The sequence below is a fragment of the Nocardia sp. CA-084685 genome (assembly GCF_050955785.1).
Classification (GTDB): Bacteria; Actinomycetota; Actinomycetes; order Mycobacteriales; family Mycobacteriaceae; genus Nocardia.
Genome location: NZ_CP192094.1, coordinates 4,551,465 through 4,577,885 on the forward strand (window position 1 = coordinate 4,551,465; position 26,421 = coordinate 4,577,885).

A 26,421-nucleotide genomic window follows, 5' to 3' on the forward strand; every position below is an offset into this window, starting at 1 on the left:
TCCGGATTCGGCGACGGTTGTCCTTGTCTACCAGTCGGATCCGACAGATCAGGGGTCGATACGGTCCAGGAGCCAGCGTGGGCCGACCGATTCGGCGCCGAGGGCCTCGACTCGTTCGCGGAGTCCGCGATCGGCCGTTACGACGGTGATCCCGTCCTGCTCACTGGCCGCGGCCACGACGGCGACAATCGCGTCGTCTCCTGAACCATCCGCCAGCACCACGCGCACGCCGTCGAAATCATCCGATGCCGCGGCCTTCGCAGCGCCCTCCAGTACGACGACCACGTCGGCGGGTGGTGTGTGGTGCAGTGTGCTCAACCGCATGAGCAATCGCCGGGCCGCGCCCGCGCGATCGCGCCACCACCCATCGGGGCGCGAGCCGACGACATTCGCGGCATCTACGACGATCAGCATCGCTACCTTTCTACTCATCGATGGTGCGGCGGGCGCGGGTGTGCAGGTAGCGCTGTTGTGGGATGCTCATTGTCTGTTGCGCGGCAAGCAGATATGCCTCGCGAGCGCCGGTCCGGTCCCCCATTGATTCCAACAGATGGGCACGGACGGCGGCCAGGCGGTGGTCGCCCGCCAGCTTGCCGCCATCGGCCAGAGCGTCGACGAGTCTCAACCCAGCCATCGGTCCGCGAGCCATGGCGATGGCCACGGCATGGTTGAGCTCGATGATCGGATTGTCGCCCAGCGCGAGCAGCCGTTCGTAGAGCAGCACGATCTGCGGCCAATCGGTGGCCTGATAGGTCGGCGCCTCATCGTGCAGCGCCGCGATGGCCGCTTGCAGCTGATAAGGACCGGGCACTCCGCTGGGCAGCGCCGCGGTGATCAGCGCGATGCCTTCGCTAATGGCGTCGGTGTGCCAGAGTGCGCGGTTCTGCTCTTCCATCGGAACGAGTTCGCCGGTGGGTCCGGTGCGGGCGGGTCGGCGGGCATCGGTGAGCAGCATCAGTGCGAGCAGACCGGTGACTTCGGCGTCGTCGGGCAGCAGACGGTGCACCAGGCGGGTCAGACGGATGGCCTCGGCGCAGAGTTCGACGCGGTGCAGGCTCGGTCCCGACGTGCTGGCATAGCCCTCGGTGTATATCAGATACAGCACATGCAGGACGGCGGACAGGCGCGCGTCGCGGTGGGCGCCGGTGGGTGGGGCGAAACCGACACCGCTGTCCTTGACCATCTTCTTGGCGCGGCCGATGCGTTTGGTCATGGTCGCCTCGGATACCAGGAAGGCGCGGGCGATTTCGGCGGTGGTCAAGCCGCCGACCGCGCGCAAGGTCAACGCCACCTGCGCGGCGGGTGTGAGCGTCGGGTGGCAGCACAGGAACAGTAGGACGAGGGTGTCGTCGGCGTCGGTGGGCTCGCGGTCGGCGGGCGGGGTGAGCCAGTCCTCGGGCAGCGCCCAGCGGGCCACGGTGTCCTCGCGCCTGCGGCGGGCTTGTTCGTTGCGGAGCAGGTCGGTCAGGCGGCGGGAGGCGACGGTGATCAGCCAGGCGCGCGGGTTGTCCGGAGTGCCGGCTTCGGGCCACTGGGTCGCGGCGGCGAGCAGTGCGTCCTGGACCGCGTCCTCGGCGGTGTCGAAATGGCCGTAGCGCCGTACCAGCGCGGCGAGGACCTGCGGCGCACAGGTGCGCAGCAGGTCCTCGACCTCGGTGTCCGACATCGGAAGGGGCTCAGCCGAATTCGGGTGCGGACTCGGTGATCGGCCGGACATCGGCATAGGCCGTCTCGGCGATATGCGGCGGGGCCGGGCACTTGCTCAGTTCGGCGGCGATTTCGGTGGCGCGGTCGAAGCTCTCGCATTCGACGATCCAGTATCCGGCGAGTACCTCCTGCGTTTCGGCGTAGGGACCGTCGGTCACGAACGGTGCACCGTTCTTGGTGGTGATGCGGCGGGTGTGCACGGGTTCGGCCAGACCGCGCGTTTCGACGAGTTCGCCGGATTGCTCCAGCTTTTTGTTGAGGTTGCCCATGAACTCGGCCATCGCCGCGAAATCCGCGGCGCTCCATGCGGGTTTTCCGGTGTCCTTGCCGACCATGCCGTCGTAGTCCTGCTGCGAGCCGTAGCTCAGGATCATGTATTTCACGACAACTCCTCCGCTTCGGCGACGCCCGGATGGCGCCACTCGTCAGATACGTCGCAGCCGCTGACCATTCTCGGACATGCCCGGCGAAAAAACTTCCGACCGCAGCAGTTGGGTCGCAGCACGGCAACCGCAGCAAATCCGGCAGCGGTGGCAGGCAGCAATCGGACGCTGAATCCGTCCAGCGACGGCACGCCACCCGCACGAGTACGGCGATCGACGGGGTGCCCAGCGCCAAACTGTGCCCGCGAATCATCGGGTGCGCTGGCGGACACGCTGTGCGCGGCCGATGCTGGCCAGACCCTGCTGGGCAACCGAACCGCCACCGGGTACGTCCGCGGGCTGCGTCGTCGGCACAACGCGTGACATGCTGGCAGGCATGGTGATTGATGGAGTTGTCGCGTCCGGGTTCGAGGCGGTGCGGGAGGTGTTCGCGGCGAACTTCGGCGAGCAGGGGGATGTCGGGGCGGCGGTCGCGGTGTATCGAGATGGGCAGCCCGTGGTGGATTTGTGGGGTGGGCTGGCCGATCCGGAGACTGAGCGGCCGTGGGAGCAGGACACGCTGCAGCTGGTCTATTCGGCGACCAAGGGCGTTACCGCGACGGTCGCGCATCTGCTCGCCCAGCGTGGTGAACTCGATTTGGACGCGCCCGTCGCGCGGTACTGGCCGGAATTCGCGGCCGCTGGTAAAGGCGATATACCGGTGCGATGGTTGCTGACCCATCAGGCGGGACTGGCGGCGCTGGATAAGCCGGTACCACTGGCGGATGCGCTGGCCTGGGGGCCGATGGTGGAGGCGCTCGCCGCGCAGACGCCGAACTGGCCGCCGGGCACCGCGCACGGATACCACGGGCGGACGTTCGCCTGGCTGGTCGGTGAGGTGATCCGGCGGGCGACGGGGCGCACCGTGGGGCGGATTCTGGCCGAGGATATCGCCGGACCGTTCGGAGTCGAGTTCTTCATCGGTTTGCCCGAGTCCGAACAGCATCGCGTCAGCCGACTTGTATTCGCACCCAAGGTCGATCTGGCGACGGTCCCGGACGAGTTCGTCCCGGCGGAATTCCGGCCGATGGTCGTGGCGATGCGCGATCCGGAGGCGCTGGTCAACCGCGCATTCGAGGTCACGGATCCGGCCGATATCGATTTCAACGATCCCGCGGTGCATGCCGCCGAGATCCCGTCGAGCAATGGCCTCGGCACCGCGCGCGGCCTCGCCCGGCTCTACGCGGCCACCATCGGTGAGGTCGACGGCGCCCGCCTGCTCACCCCCGAAACCCGTGCCGCCGCGGCCCGCGAACAAACCGCGGGCATCGACCGCGTCATCATGCTGCCCAACCGGTACGCCACCGGGTACATGCTCCCCACCGAGGGTTTCCCGCTCAGCGGGCCCAACGCCTTCGGCCATGCGGGCCGAGGCGGCTCGCTCGCCTTCGCTGATCCGGACACAGGCATCGCCTTCGCCTACGTCACCAACTACATCATCGAAGGCGCGCCGGATCTACGTGCCCGCAACCTCGTCGACGCGGTGATCAGCGCCATCGCCTAGGTACTCGACGGTTCAGCGCAGGCTGCGGATCCAACGGCGGGTGTCGGCCGGGTCGATGACGTCATCGAGTTCCAAGACGGTGGCGGCGGTCAGGGCCTTGCCGTTGGCGTAGGCGAGCTGGACGAGGTTGTCGAAGGCTTCCTGGCGTTTATCCGGATCCGCGATGGCCGCGAGTTCCTTGGCGAAGCCGAGACGGACCGCGCCCTCCAGACCCATACCGCCGATCTCGCCGGTGGGCCAAGCGATGACGAAACGGGGGGCGCGGAAGGACCCAGCGGCCATCGCCTGTGCGCCGAGACCATAACCCTTGCGGATGATGACCGTGCCGAGTGGAACGGCGAGCGCGGCCGAGTCGATGAACAACTTGCTGAATTTTGTAACGGTCGCTTCCTTCTCCGCCTCGGGTCCCACCATGAAACCCGGTGTGTCACATAGGGATACGATCGGCAGACCGTGGGCATCGCACAGGTGCAGAAATGCGCTGAGCTTATCGGCGGCGGGGGCATCGATCGCACCGCCGAGATGGTGGCAGTCGTTGGCGATGAGGCCGAAGGGTCGGCCTTCGACGCGAATCAGCGCGGTGACCACGCCGACACCCCAGTCGCGGCGCAGTTCCAGGACCGAGTCGAGGTCGGCGACTGCCGCGATGACCTCGCGGATATCGAAGGCGCGCAGCCGATTCTCCGGCACCACGTGGCGGGCGAGGCGCGGATCCGGTGCTGTCCAATCCTGCAACGGTCCTTGGAAATACGAGAGATAGCGGCGTGCCACGGCGACCGCCTCGGCGTCGTCGGCGGCGACAATGTGCACGACACCGTTGCGGCGTTGGACATCGATGGGGCCGATGTCCTCGGGTGCGTAGACGCCGAGTCCGCCGCCCTCGATCATCGCCGGCCCGCCCATGCCGATATTGGCGTCCGGCGTCGCGATGACCACATCGCACATGCCGAGCAGCGCGGCATTGCCCGCGAAGCAGCGTCCGGAGGCGATGCCTACCAACGGAACCCGACCCGATAGCGCACCCATCGCGCGAAAGGTGGTCACATCGAGGCCGGAAATGCCCGAGTAGTCGGTGTCCCCCGGTCGCCCCCCGCCGCCCTCGGTGAAGAACACCACGGGTAGGCGCTGTTCGTGCGCGAGTTCCAGCATGCGATCGGTTTTGGCGTGGTTGCGCATGCCCTGGGTGCCGGCCAGCACGGTGTAGTCGTAGGACATGACCAGTGCGCGTGCGGCTTCCGTGCCGAACCGGTCGGCGTTGATGGTCGCGACACCGCTGATCAGACCGTCCGCGGGTGTGTTGGCTATCAGATCCTCGGGGCTGCGGCGGAGTCGCTGTGCGGCGACGGCTAGAGCGCCGTATTCGAGGAAGCTGTCCTCGTCGACGAGGTCGGCGATGTTCTCTCGGGCTGTGCGGCGGCCCATCTCATGTCTTTTCCCGACGGCCGCCGGGCGGCCCGCATCGAGTCCGATCCGATGACGTTCCCGCACCTCCGCGAGATCGGCACGCACCGCATCCAGATCGATCGCCTCGATATCGGCGGCCGGACCGTCGTGGTCGGCCGGAATCCAGGTGAGCAGCAACGCATGCGGATCCACCGTCGCACCTGGTGCGGCCAGATGGCGCGATATCCGCAGCGGCTGTTCTGCCCGCAGCAGGTGCTGCATTTTCATTGCCTCGAGCACAACGACTTCAGCACCGCCCGGGACAATGCTGCCGAGCTCCGCCAGACTCACGACGGTCGCGCCCATCGGCGACCGCATGCCCTGCTCATCGCCTTCGAGCCCTACCTGGATATCGGCTGTGGCCGTCGGGATTCGATGCTCGGCGATCGCATGCGCGCGATCGCCGATCGCTGAATCTCCAGGGCGTTGGGACACGTAATCGTCTGCCCGACTGAGAAGTTCGCCGATGCTCTGCTCGAACCACGCAGTGGACACGCTAACGCCATCGGAGAGTTGACCCAACACCGCGCGCAGCAGCCTGGTGTTGGTATCGACGCCAGCGATCACGGTTTCGGCCAACGCATCCGAACACCGCCGTATCGCAGCCGAATACGTCGGCGCTTGCGCAATAATCTTCGCGAGCAACGAGTCGAACCGCGCGCCCTGTCGCATGCCGGTGAACGCCGCGGTATCCACCCGAACCCCCACGCCGGTCGGTGCGGCGAATTCCGTCAACACACCGGTACTCGGCAACACCTCCCCGCCCACCGTGACCATCTCGGCATTTACCCGCGCTTGCACCGCGAACCCCCGCACATCACGACTCGCCGTACCGGGCACAAGTTCGTCGAGGGCAGCGCCGCGAGCGAGGTCGAGTTGGACTGCCACCAAGTCCACACCGGTCACCGCTTCGGTGACGGTGTGTTCGACCTGAAGGCGCGGGTTGACCTCGAGGAACCATGCCTCGGTGCCGGTGACCAGGAATTCGACGGTGATGACGCCGCGGCAGCAGACCGATTCCGCTATGCGGATGGCAGCGTGATGGAGGCGTTCGCGAAGGGCGGCAGGGAGATTCGGGGCCGGGGCTATCTCGATGAGTTTCTGGTGACGGCGTTGGATGCTGCAGTCGCGGTCGCCGAGCGTGATGGCTCGGCGACCGTCGGCGATCACCTGGACCTCGATATGACGTGCATCGGCGGCCAGCGCTTCGGCGTACACGGTGTCATCGCCGAAACCGGCGCGGGCTTCGGCTCGGCAGCGGTCGAATGAATCGGTGAGTTCGTCGGCTGTGTGGACCGCACGCATACCTCGTCCGCCGCCACCGGCGGCCGCCTTGAGCATCACACCGGTGGGGTGGTCGGCGAAGAACGCCGAAATCTCCGCCAGGTCCGCGCCGACGGACGTTGCGGGCAGCACCGGGACTCCCGCCTGGTGCGCGGCATCGCGCGCCGCCAGTTTATTGCCGAAAGTGCGCAGCACCTCGGGCGAAGGCCCGACGAATACCAGACCGGCCCCAGCGCATGCTGCCGCGAAATCGGCGCTCTCACTGAGGAATCCATAACCGGGATGCACCAGTGCATCGGCTCCGGCGCTCTTGGCCGCGGCGACTACGGCGGCGATGTCGAGGTAGGCGGCGGCACCGATGCCCGGCAGTTGGATCGCGTCATCGGCCAAGCGCACCGGCAGGGTCGCCGCCTCTTCGCCGGTATACAGCGCGAGGGTGGAGTAATTCCGCTCGCGAGCCGTCCGGATTACCCGGACCGCCACCTCACCTCTGTTCGCCACCACCACATGCATGCCGACAGTTTGCTTTGACATTGACGTCAATGTCAACGAGCATGAATGCATGATCCAGGCAGGCTGGTCGGTGCGTGCGGCGCGGGAACGATCCCATACCGACCGGCATCGCGCGTTGCTCGATGCCGCCGCCCGCGTTTTCGCCGAGCGCGGCTACGACAAGACGACCGTCGCCGATATCACCGCCGCCGCAGGCGTTTCCCGCGCGACCATGTACGTCTACTTCGCCTCCAAAGACGAAATCTTCCTGGCCCTCGCCGCCCAGGTCCGCGACGACTTCCTCGCCGCCCAGGAACCGGATATCGATACCGACGATCCCCGAATGATGCTCGCCGCCACCATCGATGCCTTCGCCGCGGCAGTCGGTAATGCCGGACCCATGCTGCGGCTCATCGACGAACGCGGTGCCGTCGACGACCGAGTAGGCGTGCTCGCCCAGGAAATCGCCGAACGCCCCATCCGTCGCTTCACGCGCTACCTCGAACGCCTGCGCGCCGCGGGCCGCATCTCCCCCGCCGTCCCGCCGCGAATCATCGCCGAAACCATCGGCTACGCCCTGACCCGCGGCACCCTCACTCGCACCGATGCCACGCCACGTGCGCGGGCCACTTACCTGTCCCACATGCAGACAGTCGCCGAAACACTCTTGTTCCCAACTTGATTCACCCCGGACTCAGATGTGACGCTTGCCCTCGATCCGTCGGCCGAATCCGCACCCGTATCAACGCGACCCATGCCAGCGCCACTTACCCGGCTATTCCAGTTAGGTTGCCGCGCTATCAGGTCCGCCTTCCTCGACGAGCGCAGTCGAAACGCGGCACGACACGCCCCTGCAGCACCACCATATAACTGCGCTCGACCGGATCTCAGTTGTCTCAGAAGCTATCTGGACGCGGCACCAGCATGCGCACTGTTGCCGAAACCGGCTGCACCCAGTTCGGCGCCGGTCCACTGCCGGGGTCTGCAGGAGCTACAAGAGCTCGAGCCGTCGGGCTGAGGCCTCGAACACATTGCGCAACCTACACCAGAAGCTAGGGCAGAACTTGTCCTAGCTGGTTTCTAGAGTGATTCACATGAGCACAGAGATCACTCCCTTCCGGATCGACGTCCCCCAAGAGCAGCTCGACGACCTGCACCGGCGACTGGACGCCACCCGCTGGACCGACGCGGATCCGGGTGTGGGGTGGCGACAGGGCATCCCGCTCGACTACACCAGGGACCTGGTCGACTACTGGCGCAACACCTACGACTGGCGCGCTCAGGAGGCCCGACTCAACTCCTTCCCACAGTTCCGCACCGAAATCGACGGCCACGACGTGCATTTCATCCACGTCCGCTCAGTCGAACCCGACGCGTTGCCGTTGGTACTTACGCACGGATGGCCGGGATCGATCGTGCAGTTCCTCGACGTGATCGGACCGCTGACGGACCCGGTGGCCCACGGCGGCAACGCAGAGGACGCCTTCCACGTCGTTGTGCCGACCATCCCCGGCTATGGATTCTCCGGACCCGCGGTCGGCTGGTCGACCGCGCGGGCCGCGCAGGCCTGGGCGGAATTGATGCGCCGACTCGGCTACAACCGCTACGCCGCGCACGGTGAAGACACCGGCGCCGCGATCTCGCGGCAGCTGGCGGTCATCGACGCCGAACACCTGGTCGCCGTACACCTGACGATGATCGCCTCCGCCACGGTCACCCCGGAGACCGCCGACCTCGACAACCCGGCCGAACGGCGTGCCCTCGAACTGGCGCGCCGCGCCCAATACGAACTCGGTGCGTACGCGATGCTGCAGGCAAGCCGCCCCCAAACACTGGCCTACGCCCTCGCCGACTCACCGGTGGGCCAATTGGCGTGGATCGTCGAACGATTCAAGGACTGGACCGACTCCACCGATGCTCCCGAGGATGCCGTCGATCGTGACGCAATGCTGACCAACGTCATGATCTACTGGCTCAACGGCACCGCGGGCTCCTCGGCGCGCTACTACTACGAAGGCGCCGCCACCTGGGGAGCGCCGGAACCCGAGACCGATGTGCCGGTCGCCGTAGCGGTGATGCCGCACGATCTCGGTATCCCGGTCCGCCGCATCGCCGAGCGAAACCACAACATCGTGCGCTGGACCGAATTCGAGCGCGGCGGCCACTTCGCCGCGATGGAAGAACCCGACCTCATCGTCGACGACTTGCGCGCCACGTTCGCCGAATACCGGAAGTAGGCACGCAATCTCGGCGATCCACGGCGAACACGACGTCGCCATTGGCGGGTCGAGTTCGCCGTGGATCGCCGACGTGTGTGCCGCTCCCTGAAGGCCGAGCGGATGTTCGTGTTGAGCTGTTGGCCTTACGAACCTCCGCGGGATCGCCTCGGTCGAGGCGGTGGAGGTGCGGATCACGGTCACGTAGTCGAATTCGATTACATGGCCATCCCGGTGCCGTGTAGATGCCGCCGCCGCGCCTACTACCGCGCCCTAGGCGATTCGCTTGCGTGCCTGGGCCCGCGACTTGCGGCCGGGTTGGGCGGCGCTTGCTGCACCGTCGAAGGTGAGTACCCCGTCCTCGAGGGGCGCCTTGCGTAGGAGTACGCGGTCGCGGAAGTAGTTGTTGATGACCTGCCAGGGCCCGCGGGCACCCTGGCGTGGCATGACACCGTCGCCGCGTTGGATGTAGCCGGAGGTCAGGGCGCCACCCATCAGTGACTGATCGGAGCGGTCGGCGTCTTCGGCGATCGCGACGACCTTGGTGTAGCCGTTGGCCTTCATGTGGTTGAGGATGCGGCAGAAGTATTCGGCGGCCAGATCTGCCTTCAGCGTCCACGAGGCGTTCGTGTAGCCGAGGACGAGCATCGCGTTGGGGATGCCGTCGAGCAGGGTGCCTTTGTAGACCACGTGCTCGCGGGTCGACACCGGCTCGCCGTCCACCTCGAGTGCCGCGCCGCCGAGGATCTGCACGGTGAGACCGGTTGCGCTGATGACGATATCGGCGGGCAGTTCCTCGCCGGACGCTAGCCGAATGCCGGTTTCGGTGAACGTATCGATGTGATCGGTGACGATCGATGCCTTACCGCTGCGCAGCACCTTGAACAGGTCGCCGTTCGGGACGACGCACAGCCGCTGGTCCCACGGGTTGTACGACGGCGTGAAGTGCCGCATATCTATGTGCTTGCCGAGCTGCATCCGCACGGCGGCGAGCAGCAGCTTCTTCGACAACTCGGGATTGGTGCGCGAGAGCTGAAAGCTGGCCCGCTGCAACGCGATATTGCGCGCCCGGCCCGCCCGGTAGGCGAACTTCTCCGGCACACGTGCGTACTTCATGCCGAGCGCGACCGGGTCATCGGCGGGCAGTGCGGTGATGTAAGTGGGCGATCGCTGCAGCATGGTGATGCGCGCGGTGTCGTCGGCCATCGCCGGAATCAGGGTAATCGCGGTGGCGCCGCTGCCGATCACCACGACCCGCTTGCCGCGGTAATCCAGTCCCTCGGGCCAGTGCTGTGGATGCACGATCTGCCCGCGGAAGTCGGCCTCGCCCGGAAACTGCGGGCGGTATCCGTTGTCGTAGTCGTAGTAGCCGGTGCAGCCGACGAGGAAGTTGCTGGTGTAGATCTCGGTCTCGCCGGTCTGCTCGTCGAACGCCTCCACGGTCCACACTTCGGTTTCGCTCGACCAGCTCGCCCTGGTCATCTTGCGCCCGAACCGAATGTGCTCGGTGACGCCGTATTCCGCGGCGGTGTCCTCGATGTATTGGCGAATGTGTGGTCCGTCGGCGAGCACCTTGGTGCCGATCCACGGACGGAAACCGAAGCCGAAGGTCAACATGTCGGAGTCGGAACGGATGCCCGGGTACCGGAACAGATCCCAAGTCCCGCCGATGGCGGTACGGCGTTCCAGGATCGTGTAGCTGCGTCCGGTGTGCTCGCGGGTGAGATGGCACGCCATCCCGATGCCGGACAGGCCCGCGCCGATGATCAGTACGTCGACATGCCGCGTCATTGAGGTAATCCGTTCGTCTAATCCCACCCGGGCACCCTTGCCCGACCGTTCCCCAAGGTTACCTGTTATCCATAGTAACCTCTAGTCGAGAGGGTGCTGAGGTGGCCGACTCTCGATCTCTTCCGCTTCCGTTAGTGGTGATCAACCGTCCAGGTGTTGCTTGCCCGGTGATTGCGGCGGATGGCGGATTGCGTGCGGTGCAAAAGTGCAGACGGCGCGCACCTGCACGCCACGCCTTCGCGCCGATGGATTGCCTGCTGGTCGCCCCGACGTCAACACCGCCAACTGTCAAGACCACAATGGATAGCCGACTCCGTCGGTCGGTCGGAGCCGAAGCGCAGAGTAAAGGGAGTACAGGACCAGCCCAACACGGTGGCGCCGCCGCCTGCCCGACTCCGCGACGAGCCCCGAGGCAGGGGCGCCGACGCTGAAGCGCAGCCTCGGTCGTATCGACCTCACTGCCATGGGTGTGGGCACGATTGTCGGAGCGGGCATCTTCGTCATCACCGGATGCGGCGACGACGTCGAATCCAAGGAAGGCGAAGAAGGCGATCGCGGCGCCGCCGATGACGCCGCCGAATCCGAATGGAATCGCACCGTTCGCTACCCTGAACAACGCCTCGCCCATCGCGACCGCCTTCGGAAGGCTGCACATCGGCTGGATCGGCAATGTCATCGTGATCGCCGCCATCATCGCGCTCACCAAAGGCCTATTGCTGATCGTCTACGCACAGGTCCGGCTGATGTTCGCGATGTGTCGCGATCGGCTGCTGCCGCGCGGACTGGCCGAAACCGGTAAGCGCGCCACCCCGGTCCGGCTGACATTGCTGCTCGGCTTCGTCTGCGCGACCATCGCCGGTCTGCTCCCGATCGATATCGTCGTGGAATTGGTGAATATCGGCGCGCTGTCGGCATTCGCGGTTGTTTGTGTCGGCGTGCTGGTGCTGCGAAAGCTGGAGCCGAATCGGGAACGGCCGTTCCGCACCCCATTGGTGCCGCTGGTGCCGATTCTCGCGCTGATCGGCTGCGTACTGCTGGCAACCACCTTGGACGGGCTGACCTGGGTGCGTTTCGTGGTCTGGGTGCTCGTCGGCATCGCCGTCTACCTGGGCTACGGCCGTAAACGCTCCACTCTCGCTCCCGCGACCATAACTGACTCAACGGTTTCTGCCGATCGGTAACCGGCGCGAAATTCGCCATTGGGATGTTGCACGAATGCATTCCGAAACATTGCGTCTGCGTGATGAATTCGGCACGCTCTGTGGGTAAGAGCCCCGGCGCACACCATCGCGGCCGGGCCGGAGAGGACGACGACCCGATATGTCCGATGACGAAAAGCAGATCCGGATCCTGATCGAGCGATGGGCGGCGGCGGTGCATACCGGCGATCTGGCCGGTGCGCTCACCGATCACGCCGACGATATCGTGATGTTCGATGTACCCCCGCCGAATGAAGGTGTCCGCGGCATCGACGCCTATCGGGATACCTGGCCCGGCTTCTTCGAATGGCAGGCATCGGGTGCGACCTTCGATATCGTCTCGCTGGAGGTAGAGGCGGGCGCGGACGTGGCATTCGCGCACGCACTGCTGTTGTGCGGCACCGCGGAGGATTTCGCCCGCGATCCGGCCAAGCGTCTGCGCATCACCTTCGGCCTGCGCAAACAGCACGGACGCTGGTCTGTGGCGCACGAACACCACTCCTTCCCCGACGCCGGTCCGGTACCCGAAGGCTGAGCCCATCCTGGTTCGCTACGGTGGCATCGAGCGCAACGATGCATCGACCGCCGGTGGCGTGGTGGCACCGTTGCCGCGAATACGGCATCGAGTGCACCAGGAGTTCCACGTGAATCAGCCTGATAGCGAACGCTTTTCGAACCATGCGGGCACCCGCCCCGCGGCCTGGTACGAGAACTGGACCGAAGTGCCCGATTCGCCGTGGCGGGATCGCCCCGAACCCCGCGGCGAGCGCGACTACCGCACGCTCACCTACGAACGCGATGGGCGTATCGCGCGCATCACCTTCAACCGCCCGGAAAAGGGGAATACCATCACCCCGGACACACCGGTCGATCTCGCGCACGCGGTCGAGCGGGCAGACCTGGATCCGCGGGTGCACGTCATCCTGGTGTCCGGGCGCGGCAAGGGTTTCTGCGGCGGCTATGACCTGGATATGTTCGCCGAACAGGGCAGCCACGGCGTCGACGGCTCGATCGACACCGCCGGCACCGTGGCCGATCCGGTGGTGCAGGCGGTCAATCACAATCCCTGGGGCACTTGGGATCCGATGATCGACTACGCCATGATGAGCCGGTTCAACCGCGGTTTCGCCAGCCTCATGAACGCCGATAAGCCGACCGTCGCGAAATTGCACGGCTTCGCGATTGCGGGCGGCACCGATATCGCGCTCTACTCCGACCAGATCATCTGCGCCGATGACACCAAAATCGGCTACCCGCCCACCCGTGTATGGGGTATTCCGGCGGCGGGCATGTGGGCGCATCGGCTCGGCGATCAGCGCGCCAAGCGGCTGCTGTTCACCGGTGACTGCATCAGTGGCAAGCAGGCCGAAGAGTGGGGCCTCGCGGTGGAATCATGTCCGGCCGACGAACTCGACGAACGCACCGAAGCATTGGTGGCACGCATCGCGCGTATGCCGATCAACCAGCTGATGATGGCCAAACTGGCGCTGAATTCGGCGCTGCATTCGCAGGGCGTGACGAATTCGGCGATGATCAGCACGGTATTCGACGGAATCTCGCGGCACACGCGCGAGGGCTACGCCTTCCAACTGCGTTCCGCGACGGTAGGTTTCCGCGAGGCCGTGCGCGAACGCGACGAACCATACGGCGACTACAAGCGCGCCCAGTTCCGCGCCGAGGAGTAAGCGCGTAGCCGTGCTTCACCCCGACCGGGAAGTAGTCCCGATCGCCGGTGGAGCGCAACTCGACATACGGTAGGTGATGTTCGGGCCGAACGTAGTGCGCGTATTCGCTAGCCCGACGCGGGCACGGTGGTGGCGAGCCGCGCCATCGAGTCCAGAATGTGCTGACTCGGATCGACTGGCATCTGGCGACCTCGCTCCCCGGTCGCCGCTTCAACGGTACCGGTGTCGGATGCATGACTTGCGCGATCGTCCGATACTTCTTCAACGGCGTGGTCCCCGAACGCGGCACCCGCTGCCACGATTGATACCGGAAACAACGGGGTCGTGGCGCTCGATACGTATTCGAGAACGGGAGGACTGGGGGATGTCGGATATGCGGGCGGGGTACGGGGTGCTCGGACCGGTGCAGTTGACGATCGATGGGGTGGCGCAACCGCTCGGCGGCGTCAAACAACGCGCGGTACTGGCGTATTTGGTGATCAATCTGAACCGGCCGGTGTCGACGGAGGCGCTGGCGCAGGCGGTGTGGGAGGAGAATCCGCCGCCGGATATCCGGATCAGCCTGCATACCATCGTGTCGAATCTGCGAAAGCCGTTGCGGGATGCCGGACTCGACGCGCGCACGACCCTTTCACGCGCCGGCACCGGATACCGGATCACTGTGCCCGCGGACAGCTGTGACGTCCAGCGATTCCGCGCGCGCAAGGAATCCGGATTGCGGGCCATGGCCGCGGGCCGGTTCTCGGTGGCCAGCGAGGTGCTCTCCAGCGCGCTCGCGCAGTGGCGCGGTACCGCGCTGGCGGATCTGCAGGGGCTCGGCTTCGCCGATGCCTTCGCCACCGCCCTGGACGACGAACGGATCGGTGTTGTGGAGGCCCGCGCCCAGGCCGAGATCGCCCAGGGCCGAGCCGACGGCGTCATCGCCGAGCTGGCCGAACTGGCCGGTAAGTATCCGCTGCGCGAACCACTGTGGGAGCAGCTGATCACCGCGCTATGTGTGAGCGGTCGACAGAGTGACGCACTCGAGGCGCTGCGCCGATTGCGGGTAACGCTCGCCGATGAACTCGGGATCGATCCAGTGGCCTCGATTCGCGAACTCGAGGCCAAGATGCTGCGGCAGGAACCGCTCACCCCGCCCGCCGATGCCGTCGCATCCGCACTGCGCGCCACCACCGTCGTCGACCTGATAGCGCCCGGATCCCAAGCGTACCTGCGGGATTCGACCGGGCAGATCTTCCCGATCACCTGGCCGTTCACCCGTATCGGGCGCCTGCCCGATAACGACATCGTGCTCGATGACGGCAAGGTCAGCCGCCATCACGCCGTCATCGTCAGCAATGGGGTGACGTGCGTGCTGAAGGATCTGTTGTCCTCCAACGGTGTGTTCGTCGGCGGTGTTCGAGTCATCGATGGCGCCGCGCTTACCGATGGTGTGACGATCCGCATCGGCGATACGGAATTCACCTTTGGAGTCATGCCGTCTAGCTGACGTGCTTATCGAACCAGTCCACCAGCTGGGCTTCGGTGTTCGGTCCGGGTAGCGGGCTTTCCGGTAACAGCGTGCAGAACTGGGCGATCAGGTGGGTGTCGGAATGCACGGCCACCATGCAGGTCCGGGTATCGATATCCGGGCCGTTGTCCAGGAAGCAGAAGAATCGGCCGACGTCGCGGCCCCCGCTACGCCACACATCGTCGGTGCCCCCACCACGGCAGCTGTGCCCGCCGAGCACCCCGACATCGGCGCGGTACAGGGCTTCGGCCGACTGGGCGTCCGGGAATCCCAAGAAGTGGGCGGACGGATAGTCGGCGGGTGTGCTGCATGCGAGGGCGGCGATCACCGTGCCGCCGGGTGGCGACACATGTCCACAGTTCCCCGGACCGAAGGCATTGCCGAGTCGCCCGAGCAGGACACGGTCCTCGGGTGTGAAGAAGTCCGGGTCACGAGCGGCTTCGGCGGTCAGGAACTGGGTGCCGCTGAACTTGGACAGGTAGTCGCGCCGCGGCGCATCGCTCGGTGACGGCCAGATGAAGAAGGCCAGCGCCAACTGGGTCTCATCGGTCACCAGCAGGGACGGCTTCGGCGCGTCGGGTGACTCGGCGCGATTGGCGATGCACGCCTTGCGTCCGATCTCCCTGCCTTCGTACACGACCGGTCCATCCGGCCCAGTAGGGTCGCCCGGGCAGTTCGTGGCCTGGAAGGTGCGGATCAGCAGGTTGTAGTACTCGCGCAATGCGGCGAGATTGCGGAACCGCATGTATCGGACCGCGGATTCACTGGCCGCAGGGTGGTCCGGGCAGAAGATGACCGCGACGGTGGTGGAGGTATCGGGCTGCTCGTGCTGGCACGTGGCTCGTTTGCGGCCGGTCTGGGCGACGATCTTCAGCAGGTCGATATCCGCGTCGCGCAGTGCGGTGGCGTCGGCGATCGCGGTGCCCTTGCGATCACCAAGCAGAGTCCATGCGGCGATACCGGTCCCGGCGGCGAGCGCTGCGGCGAGCACGAGGACGAGGGCGGTCAGCACACGGTGCCGGCGGTGGGGTTCGGCGACCGTGGCCTGCGGTCTCCCAGTATCGGCCGTCGCGGCCTCGGGCTGGTCGGCGTCGGGTTCGCGAGCAACGGCCGGCTTGTCGCGAGTCGCGGTATCGAATGAACTACCTTGTCCCGCTGCACCATTCGAGGCTTGTTCAGGTTGCACTCCGGTCGCGGTGCGGTCCACGGTAACAGCATCCGCACTCGTCAGCGCCGCCTCCGCCGCATGTGCGAGTTCCCCCGCGGCCCGGTAGCGTTCGCGCACGTTCTTCGCCATACCGCGCTCGATGACGGTATCGAGCGCGGGCGTCACATTCGGCCGGTTCGTGCTCGGTCGCGGCACCGGCTCGAACAAATGCGCGCTGATGATCTCCGCATCGGTGCTGCCCCGATACGGCCGTGCGCCGGTGAGGCATTCATAGAGCACGCATGCCAGCGAGTAGACATCGACCGCGGGCGTGGTGTGCTCGGCGCGGAACCGCTCCGGTGCCATGTAGCTGAACGAACCGATCACCGCACCGTGGGTTGTCAGCCCGTGGTCGGCATCCGAATGCGCGATACCGAAGTCGACCAGGTAGGCGAAACCGTCCGGCGTGAGCAGAATATTGTCCGGTTTGACGTCGCGGTGGACCAGCCCTTCGGCGTGTGCGGCGTCCAATGCCGAGGCGATCTGCCGGATCACCGCGACCGCCTGCGGTGCGGGCATCGGCCCCTCGCTGCGCAATACCGATGGCAGGCTGGCACCGTCCACCAGGCGCATATCGATGTAGAGGTGGCCGTCGATCTCGCCGTAATCGTGAATCGGGATGACATGCGGTTCGCGCAGTCGCGCGGCGGCGTCGGCCTCGCGCTGGAACCGCTCGCGGTATCCCGCGTCCTGTGCGAGCCGTTCCAGGAGTACCTTGATCGCCACACTCCGGCGCTTGCGCAGGTCGTAGGCCTCATAGACCTCGCCCATGCCCCCGCGTCCGATCAGCCGATCCAACCGGTAGTGCCCGAATGTCGAGCCCACGGTCAGTGGCTGGCGCTGGCTCGTCATCTCGTCCTCCGCGATGCAGACCGGAGCCTTTCGCTGTCGGTCAACTGTAAGGTCGGCGACCGGCTTTTCGCGCCGCCTGCGGAAATGTTCCCCCTGATTGATCTTCGCCGTGCCCGGTTTGGTTAACCGTCGATGCTGTCCAGCCGCCGATCGCGCCCCGACGATAGAGTCATGGGATGACCTGGACCGTCGGATTCGACCTCGATATGACGCTGATCGACTCCCGCCCGGGTGTGCGCAAAGCGATCGAGCACTTGGCCACGGAGTTCGACGTGCCGTTGCGCGGGGACGAACTGGTCGATCGGCTCGGGCCGCCGCTGGCAATGCTGCTGGCCGAGGTCGGTGCGCCCGAGGAGCTCATTCCGGCACTCGTGACCCGCTACCGCGAGATCTATCCATCGATCGTGCCCTACATTCCGGCCATGCCCGGCGCCGATGGCGCACTGGATGCCGTCCGCGCGCGCGGCGGACAGGTGCTCATCGTGACCGGTAAGCATGAACCGCTGGCCCGGCTACACGTCGCCGAGCTCGGGTGGCGAATCGATGAGGTCGTCGGTGATCTCTGGTCCGACGGCAAGGCGGCGGCATTACGCGCGCACGGCGCGGACCTGTTCGTCGGCGATCACGAGGGCGATATGCGCGGGGCTCGGGCGGCGGATGTGTACGCGCTCGGCGTCACGACCGGGCCCTGCGATGCCGACGAATTGCGCACGGCAGGAGCGGATTTCGTCCTGGGTGAGCTGACCGAATTCCCGGACTGGCTGGCCGCGCGCTAGCCCGCCGCATCCTCCAGCGTCTGGAACCGCAACGACAACCCGTCCAGCAACGCACGCAATCCGGTCTCGAAGGCGGCGTCATCGATATCGCGCTGCCGTCCCGACAGCAGATGCGCCTCGTCCAGATGCGGATAATTCCCGCGATAGACCGCCGCGTCCTCCGGGAATCCTCCCGCGAACGAGCCAAGCGTCGACCCCGTGACGAAGAACCGCATCAGCGCACCCACCTGGGTGGCTTCCCGCCGTGGCCAACCTGCCGCCACCAGACCTCCGAAGACCGCATCGGCCTGCCGCAAGGCATTCGGCCGTCGCCCCATGCCCTGATTCAAGGCGGGCACCACCTTCGGATGCGCCGCTAGGGCCGCCCGATACGACCTTGCCCAATCGCGCAGTGCTACACGCCAATCCGAGATGTCGGTGAACATGGACAGGTCGACATTGCCGAGTACAGCATCGACCATCGCGTCCAGCAGATCGTCCTTGGTGGCCACATGGTTGTAGAGCGATGGGCCCTGCACCCCGAGTTCGGTGGCGAGTCGACGGATCGAAACCGCTTCCAGCCCCTCGGCATCCACGAGATCCAGCGCGGCCGCCACGATGCGGTCGCGACTGAGCAAGGGGCGGCGGGGCCTTCCCACGAAAACCTCCTGGTCGATCGATCCAGTGTCGCACGGCGAATACCCACAACACCAAACTTGCATCGTTAGTTTATCCATGGTTAGCATACGAGAAACTTCCGACGTTAGTTTTCCTGCCCCGGAGTCGCGATGAACCTGGAACTGTCCGACGAACAGGCCGCTGCCAAGCGCCTGGCCGCCGAATTCGTCGACCGCGAGATCGCGCCGCATGCGACGGAATGGGACCGTACCGAATCCGTCGACACCGCGATCGTGTCGAAACTTGGCGAAGTCGGCTTCCTCGGGCTGACCATTCCCGAGGGGTACGGCGGCAGCGGCGGTGACCATCTCACCTACTGCCTGGTACTGGAGGAACTCGGGCGCGGTGACTCCGCGGTGCGCGGAATCGTCTCGGTCTCTTTGGGTTTGGTCACCAAGTCGATCAACCACTACGGCACCGAGGAACAGAAGCGCACCTGGCTGCCGCGCCTGACCTCGGGCGCCGCACTCGGTTGTTTCGGCCTCACCGAACCCGGAACCGGTTCCGATGCGGCGCAATTGCGCACCCGTGCGGTTCGCGACGGTGACGACTGGGTGCTGTCCGGGACCAAGATGTTCATCACCAACGGCACCTGGGCGGATGTCGCCCTCGTTTTCGCGCGCACCGGCGGTGCGGGACATCGCGGCATCACCGCATTCCTGGTCCCGACCGACTCCCCTGGTTTCACCGCCCGCACCATCCACGGCAAGCTCGGATTGCGCGGACAGGCCACCGCCGAAATCGTGCTCGACGCCGTCCGGGTTCCCGACAGCGCTCGACTGCACGACGAAGGCAAGGGTTTCACCGTCGCAATGGCGGCATTGGCCAAGGGTCGGATGTCGGTGGCCGCCGGTTGTGTTGGTATCGCGCAAGCCTGCCTGGACGCCGCGGTCGGATATGCCACCGAGCGCGAACAATTCGGCAAGCCGATCGCCGGCCATCAGTTGGTGCAGGAGTTGCTAGCCGATATCGCCCTCGATGTGGATGCGGCCCGGCTGCTGGTGTGGCGTGTCGCCGATCTGATCGATCGCGGTGCCGAATTCGCCATCGAATCGTCGAAGGCCAAATTGTTCGCGAGCGAGGCCGCGGTACGCGCTGCCGATCGGGCGCTGCAGGTCTTCGGCGGCTATGGCTACATCGACGAATTCCCGGTCGGCAAATATCTGCGCGATGCCAAGGTGATGACGCTGTACGAGGGCACGAGCCAGATCCAGAAGCTACTGATCGGTCGTGCGCTGACCGGAGTCAGCGCATTCTGATGGGCGCCGTAGCGAACTCTCGAGGAGGACTTTCGATGACCAGATTCACCGACCGGGTCGCCGTCGTCACCGGCGCGGCACAGGGTATCGGCGCGGCCACCGCGCAGTTGCTCGCCGCCCAAGGCGCGCAGGTCGCGGTGCTCGACCGCAATGCACCCGAGGACACCGCCGAGCAAATCGTCGCGGCGGGCGGCACGGCCCGCGGTTATGTCTGCGATGTCACCGATCGCGCCTCGGTGGAATCCGTATTCGCTGATATCGCAACAGTTTTCGGCGAGCCGCACATTCTGGTCAACAATGCGGGCATCACCCGCGACGATCTGTTCTTCCGGCTCTCCGAGGACGACTGGAATGCGGTACTCGCGGTCAATCTGACCGGTGTATTCCACTGCACCCAGGCGGCCCAGGAGTACATGGTCGCCCAGCGCTACGGCAAGATCGTCTCGCTGTCCAGCCGCTCGGCGCTCGGCAATCGCGGTCAGGCCAATTATGCGGCCGCCAAGGCCGGGATCCAGGGCCTGACCGCGACGCTCGCCCTCGAACTCGGGCAATACAACATCAATGTCAATGCCGTCGCGCCGGGCTACATCGCCACCGCGATGACGGCCGCGACCGCCGATCGGGTCGGGCTCACGGCCGAGGACCATCAGAAGGCCGCCGCCGAACGGACTCCGCTCGGCCGAGTGGGCCAGCCTGAGGAGGTCGCCGCGGTGATCGCGTTCTTGGCCAGTGATGAGGCGTCCTATGTGAGTGGCCAGACGTTGTATGTCAACGGCGGAGCGCGCTGAATCCGCCGGGAGCGACCGGTTGGTATATGAGAGGGTCGTTGCTCGCCGTCACAGCTGGCGACTGAGCGACCAACCCGTCCGTGCCAGGGGTATCACTTCTTCGCAGCCACGCTCATCGCGGTATTCGGGAGCCTGCTCGTGCTGGTCGGTCCCGTCGCCGCCCAACCTTTGCCGTCGGGTCGACGCAGAATGGTCAGTTCGGGTGCTCACCACGGCACCCGGCCGACACGGTTGAAGAAGCCGCCGGTGGGGCCGTCGGGACCGATGGTCGCGAGATGGACGATGGCGTCGGTGCCCTCAGTGACCGTTTGATGCCCTGAGTTTCCGTTCAAATCCGTTGCGGTGTAACCGGGATCGGCGGCATTGATTCGCATCTGCGGCAGATCGCGCGAGTACTGCGTGGTGATCATGTTCAGCGCGGTCTTCGAGGACGGGTAGACCAGGCCGAGGATCTGCGATTCGATCCGGCTCGGATCGGATGTGATTGCGATCGAACCGATGCCGCTGGACACCATCACGATGCGTGGGTTGGTGGCGGCCCGCAATAGCGGAAGAAAAGCGTGGGTCACCTGGACGGGCCCGAAAACATTGGTCTCGAAGACATTCCGGAAATCGGCGGCAACAGTGTCGGCGGGAGTGGCCCGCGTGCCTCCGATACCAGCATTGTTGATCAGCACATCCAGGTGCGGCGTCCGCCCCGCGATGGTTTCGGCGGCGGCCGCGATCGATTCGACCGAAGTCACGTCCAACTGGACGAATTCGACATTCAATCCCTGTTCGGCGAGTTCGAACGCGGCCGCCTTACCGCGCTCCGCATCGCGAGCACCGAGGAATACCTGCCAGCCGAGTTCGGCCAGCCGCCGGACCGCCTCGCGGCCGATTCCCTTATTCGCCCCGGTCACCAGGGCTGTTGTCATGTTGGTCATGACTCGAGCCTGGCCTGCCACCCGAATGTGGCTCCAGGGCCGCCAACTCCTGGGACCGGCAGTACCACCCCGGCACCCGCACGCTGCGGCATCATCGAGGCATGGATCGCGCCGAACTCGCCACGCTGCTGCGGCAAGCACGGGCCCGGGTGCGGCCACGCGATGTCGGGCTGCCCAGTGGTTCGCGCCGACAGGTGCCGGGGCTGCGACGCGAGGAGGTCGCACAACTGGCCGGTGTCAGCGTCGACTATGTGGTCCGGCTCGAACAGGGGCGGGGACCGCGACCGTCGGTGGCGGTGCTCGGTGCGCTCGCCCGCGCCCTACGACTGGCAGATCCCGAACGCGATCTGCTTTTCCGGCTGGGCGGTTCGGCGCCACCGCAGGACGGCCGCATCAATATGGTGGTACGACCGAGTGTGCTGCGGCTGCTGGACCGCATGGCGGATCTGCCCGCGCTGGTGATCTCCGCGAAAGCCGATGTGCTGGCCTGGAATTCGATGGCCGCGGCATTGCTCGGCGACTTCTCCGCATGGTCGCCCGCTCGACGCAACATCATCTGGCAGTCTTTCCTCGGGACCGAACCCTCCCGCGTGGTCTTCACACCCGCCGAGGCCGAGGCGGCCGCCGAATCCTGGGTCAGCTCGCTGCGCAGCGCGAAGGCGGCCTATCCCGACGATCCGGACCTGGCTCGTCTCATCACCGAACTGCGTTCGCGCAGTGAACGATTCGATCGGCTGTGGCGCGAAGGGAGCACCGGGAACTGGCGCAGCGCCACCAAGACCATCGATCACCCAGAGGTCGGGCGCTTGGTCCTGGATTGCGATGCGCTATTCGTCCCCGACAGCGACCAGGCCGTGGTCGTGTACTCCGCGGCACCCGACACTCCTGCCGCCTCGGCACTCGAACTGCTCCGCATCACGGGCACACAACAGCTGAGCGAACAGCGATAGTGCCGCACCCGGTCGAGTGATAGCGGGCTGCGCGGTTGAGAAGCCCGCGCGCACAGCTTTTGCGCACCTCGCAGAAGGTATGGGTTCTGCGAAGTGGCTGCTAGATGTGCGACAGAAACGAAATTGTGCGCGACGGTCCGGAGCGCCACCGCATGGCACGCGGCTAGTGCCGCGCTCCAGCGCGCGATGGGCAGCCGCGCGTGTTGAGAAGCGCTCGCGCGCATACCTTTTGCGTACCTCGCAGGAGGTATGGGTTCTGCGAAGTGGCTGCTGGATGTGCGACAGAAACGAAGCTGTGCGCGACGGTCCGGAGTTCCACGGCATGGCACGCGGGATAGCGTCGCGCCCGAGTGCGCGACGGCGAGCCGCGCGTGCTGGGGTAGTTGGTTCGACCATCAAGGTCAGGTGTTGAGGGTCATGACGTTGTCCACCGCGATCGTGACGACGACCCGCCCGGGCGGGTTGGGCGGCGGCGACTGATAGCGCCTGGTGTATCGGGACACGCCGTCGGCCACCTCGCGGGAATCGTTGGACACGGTCGCCGTGCCCTCGAGCGTGATCCAGCGAAAACCGTCCACCTGGCACAGGGCGACGCGGCTGCCCGGGTTCGCCGCCAGGTTGCGGGCCTTGCGCGAGGAGCCGACCGTCATGACCCTGGCCAGCCCCACGTCACCGTCCCAGGTGAAGCGAACCGGCGCAGCGTGCAGCGAGCCGTCCGGCCGAATGGTCGTCAGTGTGGCAGACAGCGGTTCGGCCAAGAAAGCCTCGGCGGAGGCCGACAGCGGCTTCTGGCGGGTCACTTGAACGCTGTAATGGTGCGTGCCACCCATTCGGCGAAGGTACGGGGTGGGCGGCCGAGGAGTCGTTCGATATCGGGGCTGACGGCCTGCTCGGCGGCGGACGGTGTGCCGAGCGCGCCGAGGGTGGCCTCCACGACCGGCTCGGGCATGTACCTCAGCATCTGGGTCCGCGCTTCGGCACGGCTCTGCTCGACGAACCGCACCGACTCGCCCAGTGCGGCACCGATCGCCGCGGCCTGCTGCCGGGGTGAGATCGGTTCCGGCCCGGTCAGCGTATAGATATTGCCCTGGTGTCGTGGCTCGCGCAGCGCGATGGCGGCTACCTCGGCGATGTCGGCCGGGTCGATGGCCGGGACCGCGACATCACCGAACGGCGCGGCGACCACCCGCTGTGTACGGACCGTATCGGCCCATTGAAGCGCGTTGGAGTCGAAGTTGCCCGGCCGCAGCATCGTCCATTCCAGACCTGACTGGTTAACAGCGTCTTCCAGCACCGAGGGGTGACGTCCCGTGCCGACGCCATGGGACGACAACAGAACCACGCGCGGGACATCGGCCGCCCGCACGACGTCGAGGACGGCATTGATATCGCCGTTCGCCATGAAGTCTGGGGAGGTCAGCAGAAATAACACCGCAGCTCCCTGGAGGGCTGGCTCGAGGCTCCGCGGCTCGGCCAAGTCGGCCTGGTGATGCCGGACGCCCGCCGGTACCCCGATCTCGCTCCGGGACACGGCGATCACCGGCTCACCAGCCCGGACGAGGGCCTGCACGAGCGGCTGCCCGACATTTCCGGTCGCTCCCGTCACCACAATCATCTCTGTCTCCTGTTCCGCGTTTTGTTCAACGCACTCGGCGACGCTACTATCCATGAGCTAGTAGGTACCTAGGGGAAAGTGGGTTTCAGGTGAGCGAGACCACATCACAGGTCCCTCCGGAACTGGCTTGCCCAATCGCTCCGGTGGTCGATCTCGTCTTCAGCCGCTGGACCACGCCGATCCTGTGGACGCTCAACGAGTTCGGGCGGCAACGGTTCAGCGAGCTCGAACGCCGCATCACAACGATCACGCCCAAGGTCCTGACGCAGCGGCTGCGGCAACTGGAACGCGACGGGCTTGTCGTGCGCAACTATCACCCCGAGGTCCCACCCCGGGTGGAGTACGAGATCAGCGCACTGGGACGCAGCCTGGCACCACTTTTCGCAACACTCGCCGAATGGTCGGTCAACCTGGACAAGGTCGATCAGGCCCGACAGGACTACGACGCCCGCGACCGGGCCCCGCACCGTCGAATCTGATCCGAGGCAGTGCTAGTGACCTGGCGTTTCGGCGCCGCAATGAACGTTCACGCGGAATCCGAGATGGAAAACCGCTCCATCTCCAGCCTCGGCAACACCCCGAACCGGCCGTACCCACCGACCGAACCCTCATCACAGCCGCGGATGAAACCACCAGCGCCGCAACATCGCTCGTCGAGCGACTGCTCTTCAGGCTATAGCGCCGGATTCCGTTCAGATGCACCACTGCCCGGGTTGAGAAGCACTCGCGCGCATACCGTTTGCGCACCTCACAGAAGGTATAGGTTCTGCGAAGTGGCTGCTGGATGTGCGACACACGAAATCGTGCGCGACGGTCCGGAGTGCCACCGCATGGCATGCGGCTAGTGCCGCGCTCGAGCGCGCGACGGGTAGCTGCATGTGTTGAGAAGCGCTCGCGCATAGCTTTTGCGCACCGCACAGAAAGTATGGGTTCTGCGAAGTGGCTGCTGGATGTGCGATACACACGAAGCTGTGCGCGACCGCCAGGAGCGCCACGGAATAGGTCGCGGCGCTATCCGGAGAACTCGTCGGCGAGGGTATTCCAGAACATGAGTTCGTAGTTCTGGAAGAGTCTGGCGTACAAATGTGCCTCGTTTGGATTCAGCTGTCCGGAGTCGAGTCCGGCCTGGATTGCGGCGAGGGCGCGCTGGTCGGCTTCGGGGACGTCGGCGGCGAAGAAGTCGAAGAATGCGCAGGCTGGGTCGTCGAAGTCGTAGTGCGCGCGCATGCCTTCGGCGACGGCACGGCAGTAGCGGCCGAACGCGGCGACGTTCGCGTAGATGCCCGCCGCAGCGGCGGAGGGCTCGGCGTTGAGTGCCAACCAGGCGACGTAGGCCGGGTAGGCCTGACAACCCGCTCTGGGCAGCTCCATGCCCTGGTCTGGTCCAACTGCCGCCACGAGCGCGTCCAACAGGGCTAGCGCCTGCTGCTCTCCCGGTGGGAGTCCGTCGAGGAATGCTCTGACGTGCGGTTCGTCCTCTCGTGCCGCCATGGCGTGGAAGCTGCGCCAGTCGCTGCTGGTGATGCGTTGCTCCTCGGCGGCGATCGCGGCGAACACCGCGCGTGGCGCTTTGCCCACCGAGATAAGTGGAACCATGCGGTTGTGGTTGTCGTGCGGGGCCAGCTCGGCTTGGATCCCGTCGAGCAGGTCACGAGCGGTAAGGGTCATCGGAACCTCCCTGGGGAATGCTTCCATTCAAGCGCTGTTGGCCCGCCCGCGACAGGTGTTCAATCGCTGTGCTCGGCATCCCAGCGTCGGCGGGCGTCGGCGATGCGGTCCTTATGATCGCGCGACCAGTCGGCCAGTGCGCCGATCGCCGCGGCAAGGCTCTGGCCGGTCTCGGTGAGCCGGTATTCGACCTGCGGCGGAATCGTCGGATACGCGATCCGCTCCACCATGCCGTCGCGGCACAGCCGCTTGGTGGTCAATGTCAGCATCCGCTGTGAAATGCCGGGAACCGCCCGCTCCAACTCGCGGAAACGCCGCACCCCTTTACTCAATTCGACGATCACCAATACCGTCCACCGATCCCCCAACCGGTCGAGCACATCGCGAATGCCACAGTCGTCATCGCCACAGGGCCCATCGGGAATAGTGCCCGCGACCTGCGCGGTGACCGCCGTGTTCGTGACCGACAT

General features: G+C 65.9%; 25 protein-coding genes. 13 read left to right on the forward strand and 12 right to left on the reverse strand.

Features of this window, described 5'->3' with window-relative positions:
* Nucleotides 1-48 precede the first annotated feature (48 nt).
* The 3 genes from ACQP2U_RS20615 to ACQP2U_RS20625 are packed head-to-tail and all read right to left on the reverse strand — an operon-like array spanning nucleotide 49 to nucleotide 2,081.
* Nucleotides 49-414 carry a hypothetical protein gene (locus tag ACQP2U_RS20615; RefSeq protein ID WP_397029973.1) on the reverse strand — a complete coding sequence of 122 codons (366 nt, stop codon included), beginning with the start codon at nucleotides 412-414 and terminating at the stop codon, nucleotides 49-51.
* Nucleotides 415-424: 10 nt separating this feature from the next.
* Entirely contained in the window at nucleotides 425-1,666 is a 1,242-nt protein-coding gene (locus ACQP2U_RS20620) for an RNA polymerase sigma factor (RefSeq protein ID WP_433716159.1), read from the reverse strand.
* Between the two features lie 10 nt (nucleotides 1,667-1,676).
* The gene (locus tag ACQP2U_RS20625; RefSeq protein WP_433716537.1) at nucleotides 1,677-2,081 is read right to left on the reverse strand and encodes a YciI family protein; all 405 of its coding nucleotides are present in this window, start codon (nucleotides 2,079-2,081) and stop codon (nucleotides 1,677-1,679) included.
* Between the two features lie 385 nt (nucleotides 2,082-2,466).
* Here ACQP2U_RS20625 and ACQP2U_RS20630 point away from each other — a divergent pair, with 385 nt between their 5' ends.
* Nucleotides 2,467-3,633 carry a serine hydrolase domain-containing protein gene (locus ACQP2U_RS20630; RefSeq protein WP_433716160.1) on the forward strand — a complete coding sequence of 389 codons (1,167 nt, stop codon included), beginning with the start codon at nucleotides 2,467-2,469 and terminating at the stop codon, nucleotides 3,631-3,633.
* Nucleotides 3,634-3,645: 12 nt separating this feature from the next.
* Here ACQP2U_RS20630 and ACQP2U_RS20635 read toward each other — a convergent pair whose 3' ends face one another.
* The gene (locus ACQP2U_RS20635; protein WP_433716538.1) at nucleotides 3,646-6,873 is read right to left on the reverse strand and encodes a carboxyl transferase domain-containing protein; all 3,228 of its coding nucleotides are present in this window, start codon (nucleotides 6,871-6,873) and stop codon (nucleotides 3,646-3,648) included.
* Nucleotides 6,874-6,922: 49 nt separating this feature from the next.
* Here ACQP2U_RS20635 and ACQP2U_RS20640 point away from each other — a divergent pair, with 49 nt between their 5' ends.
* Together ACQP2U_RS20640 and ACQP2U_RS20645 are read left to right on the forward strand one after the other, a co-directional pair.
* Nucleotides 6,923-7,534 carry a TetR/AcrR family transcriptional regulator gene (locus ACQP2U_RS20640; protein ID WP_433716161.1) on the forward strand — a complete coding sequence of 204 codons (612 nt, stop codon included), beginning with the start codon at nucleotides 6,923-6,925 and terminating at the stop codon, nucleotides 7,532-7,534.
* A 424-nt stretch (nucleotides 7,535-7,958) separates the two neighbouring features.
* Entirely contained in the window at nucleotides 7,959-9,089 is a 1,131-nt protein-coding gene (locus ACQP2U_RS20645; RefSeq protein ID WP_433716539.1) for an epoxide hydrolase family protein, read from the forward strand.
* A gap of 252 nt (nucleotides 9,090-9,341) precedes the next feature.
* Here ACQP2U_RS20645 and ACQP2U_RS20650 read toward each other — a convergent pair whose 3' ends face one another.
* Nucleotides 9,342-10,859, reverse strand: a complete 1,518-nt coding sequence (locus ACQP2U_RS20650) for a flavin-containing monooxygenase (protein WP_433716162.1) — start codon at nucleotides 10,857-10,859, stop codon at nucleotides 9,342-9,344.
* Nucleotides 10,860-11,425: 566 nt separating this feature from the next.
* Here ACQP2U_RS20650 and ACQP2U_RS20655 point away from each other — a divergent pair.
* The 5 genes from ACQP2U_RS20655 to ACQP2U_RS20675 all read left to right on the forward strand — a co-directional run bounded on the left by ACQP2U_RS20655 (nucleotide 11,426) and on the right by ACQP2U_RS20675 (nucleotide 15,232).
* Nucleotides 11,426-12,040 (forward strand): APC family permease, encoded by a 615-nt coding sequence (locus ACQP2U_RS20655; protein WP_433716163.1) that lies wholly within the window; start codon nucleotides 11,426-11,428, stop codon nucleotides 12,038-12,040.
* Between the two features lie 139 nt (nucleotides 12,041-12,179).
* Entirely contained in the window at nucleotides 12,180-12,593 is a 414-nt protein-coding gene (locus ACQP2U_RS20660) for a YybH family protein (protein ID WP_433716164.1), read from the forward strand.
* A 109-nt stretch (nucleotides 12,594-12,702) separates the two neighbouring features.
* Nucleotides 12,703-13,743 (forward strand): crotonase/enoyl-CoA hydratase family protein, encoded by a 1,041-nt coding sequence (locus ACQP2U_RS20665; RefSeq protein WP_433716165.1) that lies wholly within the window; start codon nucleotides 12,703-12,705, stop codon nucleotides 13,741-13,743.
* A gap of 158 nt (nucleotides 13,744-13,901) precedes the next feature.
* Nucleotides 13,902-14,048, forward strand: coding sequence for a hypothetical protein (locus ACQP2U_RS20670; protein ID WP_433716166.1), 147 nt, complete (start codon nucleotides 13,902-13,904; stop codon nucleotides 14,046-14,048).
* Nucleotides 14,049-14,107: 59 nt separating this feature from the next.
* Nucleotides 14,108-15,232, forward strand: coding sequence for a BTAD domain-containing putative transcriptional regulator (locus ACQP2U_RS20675; RefSeq protein ID WP_433716167.1), 1,125 nt, complete (start codon nucleotides 14,108-14,110; stop codon nucleotides 15,230-15,232).
* Here ACQP2U_RS20675 and ACQP2U_RS20680 read toward each other — a convergent pair.
* Nucleotides 15,225-17,312 carry a serine/threonine-protein kinase gene (locus ACQP2U_RS20680; protein ID WP_433716168.1) on the reverse strand — a complete coding sequence of 696 codons (2,088 nt, stop codon included), beginning with the start codon at nucleotides 17,310-17,312 and terminating at the stop codon, nucleotides 15,225-15,227. The two genes, ACQP2U_RS20675 and ACQP2U_RS20680, sit on opposite strands and share 8 nt — an antisense overlap.
* 176 nt (nucleotides 17,313-17,488) lie before the next feature.
* On the opposite strand from ACQP2U_RS20680, the gene ACQP2U_RS20685 reads away from it, so the two are divergent.
* Nucleotides 17,489-18,088 (forward strand): HAD family hydrolase, encoded by a 600-nt coding sequence (locus ACQP2U_RS20685; protein WP_433716169.1) that lies wholly within the window; start codon nucleotides 17,489-17,491, stop codon nucleotides 18,086-18,088.
* On the opposite strand, the gene ACQP2U_RS20690 is transcribed toward ACQP2U_RS20685, so the two are convergent.
* A complete protein-coding gene (locus ACQP2U_RS20690) occupies nucleotides 18,085-18,726 on the reverse strand; it encodes a TetR/AcrR family transcriptional regulator (RefSeq protein WP_433716170.1) in 642 nt (213 codons plus the stop codon). The genes ACQP2U_RS20685 and ACQP2U_RS20690 overlap by 4 nt on opposite strands.
* Nucleotides 18,727-18,855: 129 nt before the next feature.
* On the opposite strand from ACQP2U_RS20690, the gene ACQP2U_RS20695 reads away from it, so the two are divergent.
* Nucleotides 18,856-20,004 carry an acyl-CoA dehydrogenase family protein gene (locus ACQP2U_RS20695; protein WP_433716171.1) on the forward strand — a complete coding sequence of 383 codons (1,149 nt, stop codon included), beginning with the start codon at nucleotides 18,856-18,858 and terminating at the stop codon, nucleotides 20,002-20,004.
* Nucleotides 20,005-20,039: 35 nt separating this feature from the next.
* Nucleotides 20,040-20,792, forward strand: a complete 753-nt coding sequence (gene fabG / locus ACQP2U_RS20700; RefSeq protein ID WP_433716172.1) for a 3-oxoacyl-ACP reductase FabG — start codon at nucleotides 20,040-20,042, stop codon at nucleotides 20,790-20,792.
* Between the two features lie 206 nt (nucleotides 20,793-20,998).
* On the opposite strand, the gene ACQP2U_RS20705 is transcribed toward fabG, so the two are convergent.
* Entirely contained in the window at nucleotides 20,999-21,718 is a 720-nt protein-coding gene (locus ACQP2U_RS20705; protein ID WP_433716173.1) for an SDR family oxidoreductase, read from the reverse strand.
* Between the two features lie 101 nt (nucleotides 21,719-21,819).
* Between ACQP2U_RS20705 and ACQP2U_RS20710 the strand changes: the two genes are divergently transcribed.
* Complete coding sequence (locus ACQP2U_RS20710) at nucleotides 21,820-22,668, forward strand: helix-turn-helix transcriptional regulator (RefSeq protein WP_433716174.1); 849 nt, start codon at nucleotides 21,820-21,822, stop codon at nucleotides 22,666-22,668.
* A 401-nt stretch (nucleotides 22,669-23,069) separates the two neighbouring features.
* On the opposite strand, the gene ACQP2U_RS20715 is transcribed toward ACQP2U_RS20710, so the two are convergent.
* Both ACQP2U_RS20715 and ACQP2U_RS20720 read right to left on the reverse strand, forming a co-directional pair.
* Nucleotides 23,070-23,468 carry a PPOX class F420-dependent oxidoreductase gene (locus ACQP2U_RS20715; protein ID WP_433716175.1) on the reverse strand — a complete coding sequence of 133 codons (399 nt, stop codon included), beginning with the start codon at nucleotides 23,466-23,468 and terminating at the stop codon, nucleotides 23,070-23,072.
* The gene (locus ACQP2U_RS20720; protein ID WP_433716176.1) at nucleotides 23,465-24,283 is read right to left on the reverse strand and encodes an NAD(P)H-binding protein; all 819 of its coding nucleotides are present in this window, start codon (nucleotides 24,281-24,283) and stop codon (nucleotides 23,465-23,467) included. Before ACQP2U_RS20720 ends, ACQP2U_RS20715 begins: the two co-directional genes overlap by 4 nt.
* Nucleotides 24,284-24,372: 89 nt before the next feature.
* On the opposite strand from ACQP2U_RS20720, the gene ACQP2U_RS20725 reads away from it, so the two are divergent.
* Complete coding sequence (locus ACQP2U_RS20725) at nucleotides 24,373-24,762, forward strand: winged helix-turn-helix transcriptional regulator (RefSeq protein ID WP_433716177.1); 390 nt, start codon at nucleotides 24,373-24,375, stop codon at nucleotides 24,760-24,762.
* 532 nt (nucleotides 24,763-25,294) lie between these two features.
* On the opposite strand, the gene ACQP2U_RS20730 is transcribed toward ACQP2U_RS20725, so the two are convergent.
* Together ACQP2U_RS20730 and ACQP2U_RS20735 are read right to left on the reverse strand one after the other, a co-directional pair.
* On the reverse strand, nucleotides 25,295-25,951 hold the full coding sequence (locus tag ACQP2U_RS20730; RefSeq protein ID WP_433716178.1) for a hypothetical protein: 657 nt from the start codon (nucleotides 25,949-25,951) through the stop codon (nucleotides 25,295-25,297).
* Nucleotides 25,952-26,010: 59 nt separating this feature from the next.
* Nucleotides 26,011-26,421 (reverse strand): winged helix-turn-helix transcriptional regulator, encoded by a 411-nt coding sequence (locus tag ACQP2U_RS20735; protein ID WP_433716179.1) that lies wholly within the window; start codon nucleotides 26,419-26,421, stop codon nucleotides 26,011-26,013.